At 56.1% G+C, this 14,330-nt stretch carries 15 protein-coding genes; 9 read left to right on the plus strand and 6 right to left on the minus strand.

Annotation, left to right across the window (positions count from 1 at the left end; all coding sequences use genetic code 11):
• Window positions 1-21: 21 nt before the first annotated feature.
• Together ACO0K4_RS12810 and ACO0K4_RS12815 are read right to left on the minus strand one after the other, a co-directional pair.
• Window positions 22-1,173 carry an ABC transporter substrate-binding protein gene (locus tag ACO0K4_RS12810; protein WP_422957225.1) on the minus strand — a complete coding sequence of 384 codons (1,152 nt, stop codon included), beginning with the start codon at window positions 1,171-1,173 and terminating at the stop codon, window positions 22-24.
• A gap of 283 nt (window positions 1,174-1,456) precedes the next feature.
• Window positions 1,457-2,305 (minus strand): IclR family transcriptional regulator domain-containing protein, encoded by an 849-nt coding sequence (locus ACO0K4_RS12815; protein ID WP_422957024.1) that lies wholly within the window; start codon window positions 2,303-2,305, stop codon window positions 1,457-1,459.
• Between the two features lie 146 nt (window positions 2,306-2,451).
• Here ACO0K4_RS12815 and ACO0K4_RS12820 point away from each other — a divergent pair, with 146 nt between their 5' ends.
• The 7 genes from ACO0K4_RS12820 to ACO0K4_RS12850 all read left to right on the plus strand — a co-directional run bounded on the left by ACO0K4_RS12820 (window position 2,452) and on the right by ACO0K4_RS12850 (window position 8,461).
• Window positions 2,452-3,117: a 3-oxoacid CoA-transferase subunit A gene (locus ACO0K4_RS12820; RefSeq protein ID WP_422957025.1), complete on the plus strand. Its 666-nt coding sequence runs from the start codon at window positions 2,452-2,454 to the stop codon at window positions 3,115-3,117.
• The gene (locus tag ACO0K4_RS12825; RefSeq protein ID WP_422957026.1) at window positions 3,114-3,758 is read left to right on the plus strand and encodes a CoA transferase subunit B; all 645 of its coding nucleotides are present in this window, start codon (window positions 3,114-3,116) and stop codon (window positions 3,756-3,758) included. The genes ACO0K4_RS12820 and ACO0K4_RS12825 overlap by 4 nt, the downstream gene beginning before the upstream one ends.
• An 11-nt stretch (window positions 3,759-3,769) precedes the next feature.
• On the plus strand, window positions 3,770-4,972 hold the full coding sequence (gene pcaF, locus ACO0K4_RS12830; RefSeq protein WP_422957027.1) for a 3-oxoadipyl-CoA thiolase: 1,203 nt from the start codon (window positions 3,770-3,772) through the stop codon (window positions 4,970-4,972).
• Between the two features lie 103 nt (window positions 4,973-5,075).
• Window positions 5,076-5,942 (plus strand): branched-chain amino acid ABC transporter permease, encoded by an 867-nt coding sequence (locus ACO0K4_RS12835; RefSeq protein ID WP_422957028.1) that lies wholly within the window; start codon window positions 5,076-5,078, stop codon window positions 5,940-5,942.
• The gene (locus ACO0K4_RS12840; RefSeq protein ID WP_422957029.1) at window positions 5,939-6,994 is read left to right on the plus strand and encodes a branched-chain amino acid ABC transporter permease; all 1,056 of its coding nucleotides are present in this window, start codon (window positions 5,939-5,941) and stop codon (window positions 6,992-6,994) included. Before ACO0K4_RS12835 ends, ACO0K4_RS12840 begins: the two co-directional genes overlap by 4 nt.
• A complete protein-coding gene (locus tag ACO0K4_RS12845; RefSeq protein WP_422957030.1) occupies window positions 6,991-7,767 on the plus strand; it encodes an ABC transporter ATP-binding protein in 777 nt (258 codons plus the stop codon). The genes ACO0K4_RS12840 and ACO0K4_RS12845 overlap by 4 nt, the downstream gene beginning before the upstream one ends.
• The gene (locus ACO0K4_RS12850) at window positions 7,760-8,461 is read left to right on the plus strand and encodes an ABC transporter ATP-binding protein (protein WP_422957031.1); all 702 of its coding nucleotides are present in this window, start codon (window positions 7,760-7,762) and stop codon (window positions 8,459-8,461) included. The genes ACO0K4_RS12845 and ACO0K4_RS12850 overlap by 8 nt, the downstream gene beginning before the upstream one ends.
• A 14-nt stretch (window positions 8,462-8,475) precedes the next feature.
• Here the strand turns inward: ACO0K4_RS12850 and ACO0K4_RS12855 are convergent, their stop codons facing one another.
• Both ACO0K4_RS12855 and ACO0K4_RS12860 read right to left on the minus strand, forming a co-directional pair.
• On the minus strand, window positions 8,476-8,937 hold the full coding sequence (locus tag ACO0K4_RS12855; RefSeq protein WP_422957032.1) for a cache domain-containing protein: 462 nt from the start codon (window positions 8,935-8,937) through the stop codon (window positions 8,476-8,478).
• A gap of 37 nt (window positions 8,938-8,974) precedes the next feature.
• The gene (locus ACO0K4_RS12860; RefSeq protein WP_422957033.1) at window positions 8,975-9,469 is read right to left on the minus strand and encodes a MarR family winged helix-turn-helix transcriptional regulator; all 495 of its coding nucleotides are present in this window, start codon (window positions 9,467-9,469) and stop codon (window positions 8,975-8,977) included.
• Window positions 9,470-9,600: 131 nt separating this feature from the next.
• Between ACO0K4_RS12860 and ACO0K4_RS12865 the strand changes: the two genes are divergently transcribed.
• A complete protein-coding gene (locus tag ACO0K4_RS12865; RefSeq protein WP_422957034.1) occupies window positions 9,601-10,632 on the plus strand; it encodes a Rieske 2Fe-2S domain-containing protein in 1,032 nt (343 codons plus the stop codon).
• Window positions 10,629-11,594 carry a PDR/VanB family oxidoreductase gene (locus ACO0K4_RS12870; RefSeq protein WP_422957035.1) on the plus strand — a complete coding sequence of 322 codons (966 nt, stop codon included), beginning with the start codon at window positions 10,629-10,631 and terminating at the stop codon, window positions 11,592-11,594. The genes ACO0K4_RS12865 and ACO0K4_RS12870 overlap by 4 nt, the downstream gene beginning before the upstream one ends.
• 55 nt (window positions 11,595-11,649) lie before the next feature.
• Here ACO0K4_RS12870 and ACO0K4_RS12875 read toward each other — a convergent pair whose 3' ends face one another.
• Entirely contained in the window at window positions 11,650-12,912 is a 1,263-nt protein-coding gene (locus ACO0K4_RS12875; RefSeq protein ID WP_422957036.1) for an alpha/beta fold hydrolase, read from the minus strand.
• Window positions 12,909-14,312, minus strand: a complete 1,404-nt coding sequence (locus tag ACO0K4_RS12880) for a lyase family protein (RefSeq protein WP_422957037.1) — start codon at window positions 14,310-14,312, stop codon at window positions 12,909-12,911. The genes ACO0K4_RS12875 and ACO0K4_RS12880 overlap by 4 nt, the downstream gene beginning before the upstream one ends.
• Window positions 14,313-14,330: the final 18 nt, after the last annotated feature.

Below are 14,330 nucleotides of genomic sequence, written 5' to 3' on the forward strand. Positions count from 1 at the left end.
AGACCAGATGGGGGAGTACGATTATTTACCGGGGTCTTTCTGGTTGGTGAACTGGTCGAATTCAACGTTATAGAATTCATCACCGACCTTTTCAACCTTGCGTACATAAACCGTCTGCACGATATCGCGGGTTTGTGGATCGATGGCGATAGGGCCGCGTGGGCTGTTGATCTGGATGTTCTTCAGGATGTCCATGGCCTGGTCACCGTCAATCTTGCCGTTCAATTTGCGTATTACTTCATAGATCGCTGCCATGCCGTCATATGCCGCCACTGCCATGAAGCTGGGACGACCCACACCTGGATTGGCTGCAGCAAAATTCTTCAGGAAAGCCAGATTCTCCGGTGACTTGTGTGCTGCCGAGTAGTGGAAGGTGGTGATCACACCTGATGTGATATCGCCCATGGCAGGCAATACGTGGTCATCGGTCAGGTCACCGGTGGCGATAACCTTGATACCCGCCGCAGCCAGGCCGCGCTCACGGTAGCCTTTCATGAAAGCCACTCCTTGCTCGCCAGCTGGCACGAAAATGAACACGGCATCAGGTTTGGCGTCCTTGACGCGTTGAATATAGGGTGCGAATTCAGGATTGCGTAGCGGAACACGGATCGTTTCAGTGATCATGCCACCACCTTTGATAAACTCATTCTTGAACGCCGTCTCGGCATCGATGCCGGGTCCATAATCCGCCACCAGCGTCACTACCTTCTTGATGTTGTTTTTCGCCGCCCAGGTTGCCATGGGTGCAGAAATCTGCGCTAGTGTCATCGAAAACCGCACGATGTAATTGGACTTGGCAGTGATCGCAGAGGTGGCTGCGTTCATGATAATCATCGGCTTCTTCGCTTGCTCCGCGATGGGAGCGACAGCCAGCGCTTCCGGTGTCAGGCTGAAGCCAGCCAGGAAATCTACCTTGTCGCGTACCACCAGTTCCTGCGCCAGCCGCTTCGCGATTTCAGGCGAAGGGCCGGTGGTGTCCTTAACGATGATCTCGATTTTTTTGCCCGCCACTGTGCTGCCATTTTGCGCCATCCACGTCTTGATGCCAGCCTCCATCTGTTTGCCGTAATCAGCGAAGGGGCCTGAAAAGGCGGCGATCAGGCCGATCTTGATAGTGTCCTCGGCCCACGACAGTGGTGGCGCAAACAATGTAACAGCTGCCAGTGTCGCCATTGATACAAATCTTTTTATCGTCATGCTGGTCTCCTATATTGTTCTATACGTTCTGTGTTCTTTATAAAGCTAGCGGTGAGCTTGCCTGCAACGACAGACATCAATTCTGCTACGTAGCTTTCGTTGATACTCATTACTTCATGCATAGTATCCAATGAATGTGCGATTAACAATCCATTGTTCGTTAATCGCACACTTTAAAATTGCTCATCATGAAAACAAAAGTGAGGCAGAATGAAGGATGCAGCCAGAATTCTGCCCGAATACTTGCTGCAACATGCTGTTAGGGCAGCAATATCGAAAGTTCTTGCGCGCCGCGCAACAGTACCGGCAAAAATTCATTTTCCAGTTGCTTTACGCTGACACGGGAGGCTTGTGCGCCAACGTTCAATGCTGCCAGTACCGTACCAGATGCACCCCGCACTGGCACTGCAATAGAACGTAGACCCTGTTCCAGCTCCTCATCATTGATGGCATAGCCAGCCTGGCGTACGCCGACCAGGACTTCGCGCAGGCGTTTCTGATTAACTATCGTGTTTTCCGTCATTGGCCGTAGCCTTGTGCGCCCAAGGTACTTATCCAGTTCATCTGGCGACAGGTGTGCCAGCATCACGCGGCCGAGTGAGGTGCAGTAGGCGGGCAGGCGGCTACCGGTGTTCAGCGCCACCGACATCACACGCGAGGTGGCAGCGCGTGCAACATACAACACTTCATCGTCATCCAGCACTGCCAGTGAACTCGATTCGTTCAGGCTGCGGCTGATGTTATTCAGGTAAGGCTGGGCTGACACTGTTAACGGTGTTGATGACAGGTAGGAATATCCCAGCGTCAGCACCTTGGGGCGCAGAGAAAAATTGTTCAACTCTGCATCCACATAACCCAGCTCACGCAAGGTATGCAGGCAGCGCCGCACTGCAGCACGCGGAATCCCGGTTTTCTGGCTGATATTGGCGATGGTCTGTGGCTTGCGAGAATCGCTGAAGGCGCGCACTACCGCCAGGCCACGTGCCAGTGAGGTCATGAAACTGGGATCAGTCATCGCATCGATCTGCTCCGAGATGCTTGGTTCGTGATCTTGTCCGGCTTCAGCAGCGGTGGCTTTAGTCTTGGTGGCTTTAGTGGTCTTGGTCATGGCGTGATTTTAATGCAGTCGTTAAGTTCGATAGTTTTATTTGTTGACCTTGAGGATACGACGTTGTTACACTATATGTGCGATAAACAATCATTTGTTCGATTATCGAACAAATGAATAGTAAAGTGAATCACAAGGGCAGACATATGATTGATAAGATTTATGAATCGCTGGAGCGCGCCGTGACTGATATTCATGACGGCGCAACGGTCATGATTGGAGGCTTCGGCAATGCAGGCATGCCGTCCGCGCTGATCGACGCACTGATCGCACAGGGTGCTTGCGACCTCACCATTGTCAACAACAACGCAGGCAACGGTGAAACCGGGTTGGCCGCGCTGCTCAAGATGAAGCGGGTGCGCAAGATCATCTGTTCCTTCCCGCGCCAGACCGACTCCCATCATTTCGATGCACTATACCGCGCTGGCGAAATTGAACTGGAACTGACCCCGCAAGGCAATCTGGCTGAACGCATACGTGCTGCCGGTGCCGGCATCGGTGGCTTCTTTTCGCCAACCGGCTACGGCACGCAGTTGGCGGAGGGCAAAGAGACACGCTTTATCAACGGCCGCCACTATGTGCTGGAAACGCCTATTCATGCCGATTTTGCACTGATCAAGGCGTTGCATGGTGACCGTTGGGGTAATCTTGTGTATCGCAAGACAGCCCGCAATTTTGGGCCCATCATGGCGATGGCAGCCAAGACCACCATTGCACAGGTGCAGCAGGTGGTGGCGCTGGGGGAACTCGATCCTGAAGTGATCGTTACGCCAGGTATCTTTGTCCAGCGTGTAGTGAAGGAGACAGCATGACGAACAAATATACGCGCGACCAGATTGCGGCCCGCGTGGCCCAGGATATTCCTGAAGGTGCCTATGTCAACCTGGGCATCGGCCTGCCAACTAAGGTGGCCGACCATCTGCCCGCCGATCGCGAAGTGTTTTTGCACAGCGAAAATGGTCTGCTGGGCATGGGGCCTGCACCAGCGACAGGCCAGGAGGATGAAGACCTGATCAACGCCGGTAAACAGCCTGTTACGCTGCTGACGGGCGGTGCTTACTTCCACCATGGTGATTCGTTCGCAATGATGCGCGGTGGTCATCTGGACATCTGCGTGCTCGGTGCTTTCCAGGTAGCATCCAATGGCGACCTGGCCAACTGGCACACCGGTGCGCCTGATGCCATACCGGCCGTGGGCGGAGCAATGGACCTGGCGATCGGTGCCAAGCAGGTATTTGTGATGATGGACCACCAGACCAAGACAGGTGAAAGCAAGATCGTCACGCAATGCAGCTATCCCTTGACTGGCATGACCTGTGTCAACCGTATCTATACCGACCTAGCCGTGCTGGACGTGACACTGCAAGGATTGGCAGTACGCGAGATGGCCCCAGGCCTGAGTTTTGAAGAACTGCAAGCCGTCACCGACGCACCACTGTTACCGTTGAAATAAGAGAGAATGACATGAACGAAGCTTATATCTGTGATGCAGTGCGGACGCCGATAGGGCGCTACGGCGGTGCGTTAAAGGATGTGCGTGCGGACGACCTTGGCGCACTGCCTATGCGTGAACTGATGCGCCGCAATCAGGGTGTGGACTGGACGATGATTGATGATGTGTTCTACGGCTGCGCCAACCAGGCCGGTGAAGACAATCGCAATGTGGCGCGCATGTCGGCACTACTGGCTGGCTTGCCGCAGGAAGTGCCTGGCTCCACCATCAACCGGCTGTGTGGCTCGGGAATGGATGCTATCGGTACGGCAGCACGCGCCATCCAGGCTGGCGATGCCAGTCTGTTGATCGCCGGTGGTGTCGAGTCAATGACACGTGCACCTTTTGTTATGGGTAAGACCGATTCGGCATTTGCGCGCAATGCATCTCTGCAAGACACCACCATGGGCTGGCGCTTCATCAACAAGACGTTGAAAGAAGCTTATGGCGTCGAGACCATGCCGGAAACGGCAGAAAACGTGGCCCAGGATTATGGCATCAGTCGCGCCGACCAGGATGCGTTTGCGCTGGCAAGCCAGAACAAGGCTGCTATCGCCATCGCCGAAGGTTTTTTTACGCGTGAAATTGTTCCGGTATCGCTGCCGCAGAAGAAAGGTGATCCTGTCATCGTCAATCAGGATGAGCATCCGCGCGCCACCACGCTGGAAGCGTTGGCAAAACTAAAAGGTGTGGTCAGAGTAGACGGTAGCGTTACCGCTGGCAACGCATCTGGCATCAATGACGGTGCCTGCGCGCTATTGATCGCTAGTGCGGACGCGGCACGCCAGCATGGGCTAAAGCCCTTGGCCCGCGTCGTAGGTATGGCAACTGCTGGCGTGGCACCACGTGTAATGGGTATCGGCCCGGTACCGGCAGTGCAAAAACTGTTGCGCCAGACCGCTCTGACATTGGAGCAGATGGACGTAATAGAACTGAACGAAGCCTTTGCCGCACAGGGCCTGGCAGTGTTGCGCCAGTTAGGTCTGCGTGATGACGACCCACGCGTCAACCCGAACGGTGGTGCCATCGCGCTTGGTCATCCGCTGGGCATGAGCGGCGCACGCCTGGTTACGACAGCAAGCTACCAGTTGCATCGCAGCGGTGGGCGTTACGCCTTGTGTACCATGTGCATAGGCGTGGGGCAGGGCATTGCAATGATCATTGAGAGAGTGTGAAGAAGAGATTGTAAAAAAGAATGTGACCGAAAATATAATTCAGTGCATGTAGACAAGCAGCGGAGACAAAAATGAACAAACAAAATCAAAACGAGAGACGGCTGTGCTGACCAATTTCGCCGGTGTGCTGTTCGATGGCATCGCCTATGGCAGCCTCTTGTTTCTGATCAGCGTAGGCCTGTCGGTAACAATGGGCATGATGAACTTCATTAATCTGGCGCATGGCGCTTTCGCCATGCTGGGTGGATATGTCAGCGTCACACTGCTGTCGCGCCTGGGGGTGCCGTTTCTGGCATCACTGCCGCTGGCCTTCCTGGCATCCGCCTTCACCGGACTGGTGCTGGAGCGACTGCTGTATCGTCGTCTCTACCAGGCTAGCCACCTGGACCAGGTGCTGTTCTCTATTGGTCTGACCTTTATGTCAGTGGCTGGTGCTACCTGGTTGTTCGGCCCGACACAACAGCCTGTCACGTTGCCGGACTGGTTGCGTGGCCAGGTATCGCTGCTGGGCTTGGATGTGGGTGTTTACCGTCTGTTCCTGATTGGAGTGGTGGTGCTGGTTACCCTGGCCCTGGGATTGCTGATCGAACGTACCCGTTTCGGTGCACAGATCCGTGCATCTGTCGATAACCAGACTGCCGCTGCTGGCCTGGGCATCAATGTCAACCTGGTGTTTAGCCTGACCTTCGCGCTGGGTTCGGGCCTGGCTGGTTTGGGTGGTGGTTTGGGTATTGACGTGCTGGGGCTGGATCCGACTTTTCCGATCAAGTATATGGTTTATTTCCTGTTGGTGGTTGCTGTGGGTGGTGCCGGGACGATCAAGGGGCCGCTGCTGGCAGCGCTGATCCTGGGTGTGTTCGACGTCGCTGGAAAATACTATGTGCCTCAAGTAGGTGCTTTTGTCATCTACGGCCTGATGGTACTGTTGCTGATATTGTTTCCGGCTGGCCTGATGCGGAGGAAGGCATGAACGCTGTCACCGAAACAGCCATCCAGGCTGCAGATGCCGTCTCAACTACAACCATCAACCAAGCTCAGATCGCGCCGATACCACGTTTGCCGCATGACCGCTGGAAGCCACTGGAAATCGCTTTCTGGCTGCTGCCGGTAGTTGCGTATTTTTCTTTTCCTGGTTATCTGGTGCTGATCAGCCAGATCATGATCACCGGCCTGTTCGCACTGTCGCTCGACCTGATGCTGGGTTATGCCGGCATCGTCTCACTGGGGCACGCCGCTTTTTTTGGCCTGGGTGCCTATACGGCTGGCCTGTTGTCCGTACACGGCTGGAGCGAACCGTTCAGCGGTCTGCTGGCCGGTGCTGCAGTGGCTGGACTGTTTGGCTTCGTAACATCCTGGCTCGTGGTACGAGGCCAGGATCTGACGCGCCTGATGGTCACGCTGGGTATTGGCCTGATGCTGTTTGAAGCGGCCAACAAGGCCTCTTTCCTCACTGGTGGTGTGGATGGTTTGTCTGGTATGGTGGTCGGCAAATTGTTCGATGTCTTCGAGTTCGATCTGAATGGCAATGTCGCTTATTGCTACAGCCTGGCCGTGTTATTCATCGTATTTTTGTTGCTGCGCCGGCTGGTAAAGTCGCCGTTCGGCCTGAGTCTGATTGGCATTCGCGAGGGCGTGCGTCGCATGCCTGCACTGGGTGTCAATGTCAATCGCCGCCTGGTAGCCGTGTTCACGGTCGCTGCGACAGTGGCTGGTCTGGCGGGTGCGTTGCTGGCACAAACCACACAGTTTGTCGGGCTGGACTCGCTGGGTTTTCCGCGTTCAGCCGAGTTGCTGATCATACTGGTGCTGGGCGGTACTGGTCGTCTCTACGGTGCACTGATCGGTGCGGCGGTGTTCATGCTGGCACAAGACTATCTGTCCGGCCTGAATCCGGCTTACTGGCAATTTTATATCGGCCTGCTACTAGTAGTGATCGTACTGTTTGCACGTGGTGGTATTTTGGGCGGATTGGAAGTACTAGCCTGCCGTCTTAAATCATGGCTGCGCAAGGAGCAAGCATGAAGCATGTCAGTAACAACAATGCAGACATCACATTGCGCACCGAAGGCTTGAGTAAACAATGGGGCGCATTTGTCGCTAATAGCGATATCAACCTGAGCTTCGCCCCCGGCGCACGCCATGCGCTGATCGGCCCCAACGGTGCTGGCAAGACCACCTTCATCAATCTGTTGACTGGCGGTCTCATGCCCAGCAGCGGCAAGGTGTATCTGGGCAGCGAAGACATCACGCATCTGCCACAGCACCGTCGTGTGCAACGTGGCATGACACGCACCTTCCAGCTCAGCACCCTGTTCGCTGGTATGACGGTAATAGAGTCTGTGGTACTGGCAATTTGCGAGCGGCGCGGGCTGCAGTCGGTCTGGCATCAGACTGTAGCCAGGCAAGCAGATGTCGTCGACGAGGCGATGGCTCTGCTGGCGACACTTCATTTAAGTGACCAGGCCAATAGCATCACACGCAACATGGCATATGGCAAACAGCGGTTAGTAGAAATTGCGCTGGCACTGGCCACCAAGCCGCGCATCCTGCTATTGGACGAACCGGCAGCAGGCATCCCTCAGGCGGAAAGCAAGGAGCTGTTTGAGGTGCTGTCCCAGTTGCCGCACGATGTCACGGTGCTATTTATTGAGCATGATATGGGGTTGGTATTCCGTTTCGCCGACCGCATCACAGTCCTGGTCGCTGGCAAGGTGCTGACCGAGGGCACACCGGCCGAAATCGCGGCGGATCCGCGTGTCAGGGAAGTCTATCTGGGCGAGGCAGAATATGCGTGAGTTGTTGGCACTTGATAAAGTCTGCGCAGGTTATGGAGAATCAGTGGTACTGGAAGACGTGTCGCTCGTACTGCAAGAAGGCGACAGTCTGGCCTTACTCGGTCGCAACGGCGTTGGCAAAACCAGTCTATTGATGACGCTGATGGGATTGACGCGACTGCACAAAGGCGTCTTACGCTGGGCGGGGCACGACATCGGGCGCATGTCCACGCATCAGCGCGCACGTGCGGGCCTGGGCTGGGTACCGCAGGAACGGCATATGTTTCCCTCATTGACGGTGGAAGAACATCTGACGGTGGTAGAACGTCCCGGTCCATGGAATCTGCAAAAGGTTTATCAGATTTTCCCGCGCCTGTTCGAGCGCCGTACCAATATGGGTAACCAGTTGTCCGGAGGCGAGCAGCAGATGGTGGCAATTGCACGTGCGCTGATGACCAACCCACGCATTCTGCTGTTGGATGAGCCTATGGAAGGCCTGGCACCCATCATCGTGCAGGAACTGCTGCGTGTGGTACGCAAACTGGTGCAGGATGAGGGCATGTCGGTGATTGTGGTTGAGCAGCATGCGCGTTTGGCGCTATCACTCACCCAGCGCGCCATCGTACTTGATCGCGGGTGCATCGTGCACGACTCGGACAGTGCCAGCTTGTTAGCCGATGGCGACAAGCTGGACCGCCTCGTCGCCATCACCTGATATCCTGGCAGCAACTATTTTGGTTTATAGATCCCTGCGCCGACCGTGTACTTGCCCTCCGCCAAACGGATGTAGGATGTCTTGTCTTCTAGTGTCTTGGTGACGGGGTTGACCCAGACATAGTCTACCCAACCAGGCTTCTTCGACTGGGCAACATCCCGCATTTCCTGCACAAACCGTTTCCCGTTGGCATCCTTCAACTGTGACATGTCTTTGCCGTTCATCTTGGGCGTAACGGCGTGACAGACCATCATCATCTGTGCATCCTGGACAAACACATACAGGTCGCCCTGGATAAAGCCTCCCTTGGTATCAGAGAAATCTTTGCAGGCTACATCGATACCCTTTTTCTGGATATTCGCCACCGCCTTGTCAACCAGAGCGATGGCGTCGGCCTTACTGGCGGTCTGCGCAAGGACGGGTAATGAGGGAGCAAGCAGCAGGGTGGTCAAGCTGGTGATGGCGTAACGTTTCATGATGTCTCCTGATGTGATGAACCTGATATTTTTTATATTAGTCTACCTCGCGCGCGGCTGGCGCGCTATCGGCGAGTGGGGCACGGCTTTGCTCGTTGTTTTCCTGCACAAGTTTGCTTAACAGCTTCATGAATTGCTGCTGCTCCACCTCAGTGAGCGGTGCCAGCAAACGACGCCGCAACCGTTGCGAACCGGGAACCAGATCGTTCAGCAGTTGCTCGCCAGCGCTGGTGATGGTCAGTGCGCGCTGGCGGCGATTGGTAGGAATGACCCGGCGTTCCAGTAGTCCCTTTTCCTCCAGTCGTGCGCAGACGGTGGCACCGGTCGAGGTGTCAATGCCACTGATGGCAGACAGCGACACCTGGTCTATGCCTTCATGATTTTCAAGGTTACGCAGCATTGCGTACTGCACTGGTGTTAGCTCGTCACCCATTTCGTCGTAAAAAATCGACACTGATATTTGTTGCGCACGGCGCAACAAATGGCCCGGATGTTCATACAAGTCAATCAGCTTGCTTTCTGTTTTTTGCATAGTGCTTTCTCAACTGGTGCCGCGCTAGGTAAAAAAATTCACGTGCGACGTTTACATCGCCAAATTTAAGTCTATACTCTACTACATTCAGTACACTGAATATTAATTCAAAATTAAAAAAGGAGACCGTGATGTTCCCCAAAAATACCTGGTATGTAGCTTGTACACCGGACGAAATCGAAGCCAAGCCACTAGGCCGTAAAATTTGCGGTGAGCAGATAGTGTTCTATCGCGGGCCGGAAGGTAAGGTTGCGGCAGTGGAGGATTTTTGCCCGCATCGCGGTGCGCCACTATCACTGGGCTTTGTGCGAGATGGCCAGTTGGTGTGCGGCTACCATGGGCTGGAGATTGGTTGCGACGGCAAAGTAATCAGCATGCCGGGGCAGCGTGTGCGTGGTTTCCCCTGTATCCGCAGCTACCCGGTGGAGGAGCGCTATGGTTTTATCTGGGTCTGGACAGGGGAGCGTGAACTGGCCGATCCGGCCAAAATCCACCACCTGGAATGGGCAGTCAATCCAGAATGGGCATATGGTGGCGGGCTGTATCACATCAACTGCGAATACCGGTTGATGATCGATAACCTGATGGACCTGACGCACGAAACCTATGTGCATGCGTCCAGCATTGGTCAGAAAGAGATTGACGAGGCACCTGTCCACACCCGCGTCGAGGGCGAAGAAGTCATCACCAGTCGCTTTATGGAAAATATCATGGCTCCACCGTTCTGGCGCGCTGCCCTGCGTGGTAACGGCCTGGCAGATGACGTGCCGGTGGACCGTTGGCAAATCTGCCGCTTTACGCCACCCAGTCACGTCATGATCGAGGTCGGCGTCGCCCACGCAGGCAAGGGTGGCTATGACGCCGATCTGCAGCACAAGGCGTCGAGCATTGTGGTTGATTTCATTACGCCAGAAACGGAAACCTCGCATTGGTACTTTTGGGGCATGGCGCGCAATTTCAGGCCAGACGACAAGGAACTGACTGCCACCATTCGTGAAGGCCAGGGCAAAATATTCGGCGAGGACCGTGAGATGCTGGAACGGCAGCAAGCCAATATCCTGCGTCATCCTGAACGCAAATTGCTGATGTTGAATATCGATGCCGGTGGAGTGCAGTCACGTCGCGTGCTGGATCAGTGGCTGGAGCGGGAGCAGCCGATATGAGCGCCGGTTTGCTACAAGTACGGATAGAACGCAAGCACGTCGAAGCGGAGGATATCTGCAGCTACGAATTGGTCAGCGCAGACGGTGCACAGTTACCCCCGTTTACTGCAGGCTCACATATCGACGTGCATATCAGCACTGGCCTGGTGCGACAATACTCGCTGTGCAATCCACCCAGTGAACGTCACCGCTATCTGATAGGCGTGCTACGCGACCCGGCCTCACGCGGTGGATCGCAAGCCATGCATGAAGCTATCAAAGCTGGCGATACCTTGCAGATCAGCGTACCGAAGAACCATTTTCCCTTAACCAAAGCCAAACATAGCTTGCTGCTGGCGGGTGGTATTGGCGTCACGCCGATTCTTGCCATGGCTGAATCCCTGTCGGCACAGGGGGATGCATTCGAGATGCACTATTGCACGCGTTCGCCCGAGCGTACCGCATTCAGTCAGCGCATCGCAGTATCGCGATTTGCAGCGCAAGTGCATTTTCATTACGACACTGGCGATGCCGAGCAAAAACTGGATCTACCTACGCTGCTGAGACAACTGGACCGCCAGACCCACATTTACCTGTGCGGTCCGGCCGGTTTCATCGATCATGTAAAGGCCACAGCCAAAGCGCACGACTGGCCGCAAGACCAGGTGCACCTGGAGTACTTCGGTGCCGCTGCTGCTCCAGCCGAAGCTGGCAATCAGGCGTTTGAAGTACAGTTGGCTTCGAGCGGCAAAGTGTATGTCATTCCACCCGATAGCACAGTGCTACGCGTACTGAGCGCTGCCGGCGTATTCATTCCTGCTTCCTGCGAGCAAGGCGTGTGCGGCACCTGCCTGACGCGCGTGCTGGATGGTGTGCCCGACCACCGCGACCTGTATCTGGACGAGTCGGAGCAGGCTGCCAATGATCAGTTTACTCCTTGCTGTTCACGGTCGAAAACCGCTACTTTGCTGCTGGATTTATAATTGGCTGACCATCTTGATCATCCGTAAGGACAATCATCTGATGGCCAGCATCGCTTCACAGTGCGCCGATAAAATCCCGAACAGCGAGCGTGAAGGCTTGCGGTTGTTCTACATAGCCCAGGTGAGAAGTTTGAGCCAGAATTTTTAACTGTGCACCAGGGATGTTGGCCATTAGCGTACGCGACATCTCTACCGGCGTGCCCTGGTCCAGCTCCCCGGCAATCACCAGCGTCGGCACAGTGATGGCACCCAGCCGGGCAGTTGTATCGACTGCGCCGACCGCGTGGCAGCAAGCAATATAGCCTGCGGCATCTGTGCTGACAACGCGGCGGCGAAAGCGGGCGACGATGGCTGCATGTTCAATGCGAAACTGCTCATGAAAATAACGCCCCATTACAGCGTCGGCGATCGCTTCAACGCCACCCTCGCGCACGGTAGCGATGCGCTGGCGCCAGGCCTCTCTAGCGGTTTCTGTGTAGCCTGAAGTCGTATGGGCCAGCACCAGTGCCTGTATCAGTGACGGATGGCGCAGCGCCAGTTCCTGACCCACCATACCACCCAGTGACAAGCCTATCCACACCACCGGCCCGGTATCCAGCTCACGCAGCAGGGCGGCGGCATCGTTGGCCAGGTCGGCCATGCTGTACATGCCCGCTGGCGCTTCGGAACTGCCATGACCACGATGGTCGTAAGCAATCACCCGGCAGTCTTCAGCCAGCAGGTTAGCCAGATTATCCCACATGGTCAGGTCGCAACCCAGTGCATGGCTCAGTACCACTGTATGGCGTGGCACCTTGCCGTTGCGGGGTGCCCGGATAGTGTAGTGCAGCGCGGGTTGGCCAGCACTACGGGCGGCATGGCCGATGCCAGGGTGGCAGGTAGCGTACGGTGTCAATGGTGCAAGCTCATAGCCGATCTGCGGTTCCACTTCGCGTAAGATCACTTGTGCATGGGTAAACGCGGTATTGGCAGCGGGCACGCCGGCATAGATGGCTGACTGTATCAAGACCTCTTTCAACTGATCCGGTGTCAGGCGGTTTGTGTCGCTACCCAACAATGCGGCCCGCACATGCAGATCGAATTCTTCCCAGCGGCCCAGCGCAATCGTGATGGCAAGGACTATGGCGCGCCGGGTCTGCTGCTCCAGGCCTGGCCGTCCCCAGATTTCATTCCACGCAAAACGTGTGATCAGGTTCTGGAATTCGGCGTTGAAACTGTTGGCACCGGCCAGCGAGCGCTCCACCCAGGCATCACCAAGGATGGCGCGGCGATTGTGCAACCCACGCTCGAAGTCGTGGTCGATAGGATCGAAGCTCATGCGGTAGTCCTGTGATAAAAGTGAATGGCATTTTGTGCTGCAATGTCACTGCGCAAGTAGTCTAGCTGCTGTCGTGCCAGGCGCTGTGCTGGTGCGGTAGCAGCGACTGGATCGAATAGGGCGGCCAGGGCAGACTGATCAACCTGTTGGCGCAAGCTGGCGTCGGCTTGTACGGCATCAGCCAGCACCTCGGCCAAATGACGCCGGCTGGCCAGTGCTTCTGTGCTCATTTTCTCCAGCAACCGATGAGCTTCCGGCCGACCGACGCTGGCTGCCAATGCTGCCGATGCTGCTTCGGCAAATATCAGCCCTTGCAAAGCGTCGATATTGCGCAGCATGCGACTGGTATCAACCTGCAGACCTGCAAAGGCGTCGTTCAGTGCCTGTAGAGCGCCGTGCGCGCTCAGAAACAGGCCGGGCCACTCGGCAAGTTCGGCCTGCCAGTTGCCCAGTCCGCGCTCGTGTTGCTGTCCCATGCTGGCCAGTAGCACCGCTGCGTGCTGCGGTGTACGGATGGCGGCGGCCAGCGTGATCATGGACGATACTGGATTGCGTTTGTGTGGCATGGCGGAAGAACCTCCTCGTCCTGAGCCAGACGGTTCCGCCAGTTCAGCGATTTCGCCTTGCGCCATCAGGCTGACATCGGTGGCAATTTTGCCCAGACTGCCTGTCAGCACAGCCACTTCCAGCCCCAGTCGCACCCATTCGTCGCGCTGCGTGTGCCACGCGGCATCCGCCACCTTCAGGCCCAGAGCGATAGCAACGCGCGCCGCCACGGCAGCGCCTTGCTCACCCATTACGGCCAAGGTCCCGACTGCGCCGCCCAACTGCAGTTGCAATGACCGTGCCGCGCACTCGCGCAGACGTGCGCGAGTGCGCACCAGCGGTGCCAGCCAGCCAGCCACCTTAAAACCAAAACTGCTGACTTGCGCCGGCTGCATCAGCGTGCGTGCCAGCACCGGTGTCGCGATATGCAGGTCTGCCAACTGCAGCAGCCGTCCGGTCAGGTCATGCAAACCATCGTCCAGCAACTGCAGCGCGTCACGTGTTGCCAGCACCATGGCAGTATCGATCACGTCCTGGCTGGTGCTACCCCAATGGACGCGCGTTGCCGCCTCTGCATCGTACAATGCCACGGTGCGTATCAGCTCATGCACCAGCGGGATAGCCAGACTGCCAGCGCGGCGACCAACATTGACGATGGCAGGAATATCATACAACTGCGCATTGCAAACACCAGCTATGGCACGCGCCGTCGCAGGTGACAGCAAACCTTCCTCAGACTGGGCTTGTGCCAGTGCTGCTTCAAAGTGCAACATGGCCTGCACGATCGCGGCATCGTCAAAGACCGCGATCATGTCCGGCGTGGTAAGGAAACTGTCGAAAATGGATACACTCAAGAGAACCCCGCTACAAGG

The sequence above is a fragment of the Undibacterium sp. RuTC16W genome, assembly GCF_049339445.1.
Lineage (GTDB): Bacteria > Pseudomonadota > Gammaproteobacteria > Burkholderiales > Burkholderiaceae_D > Undibacterium.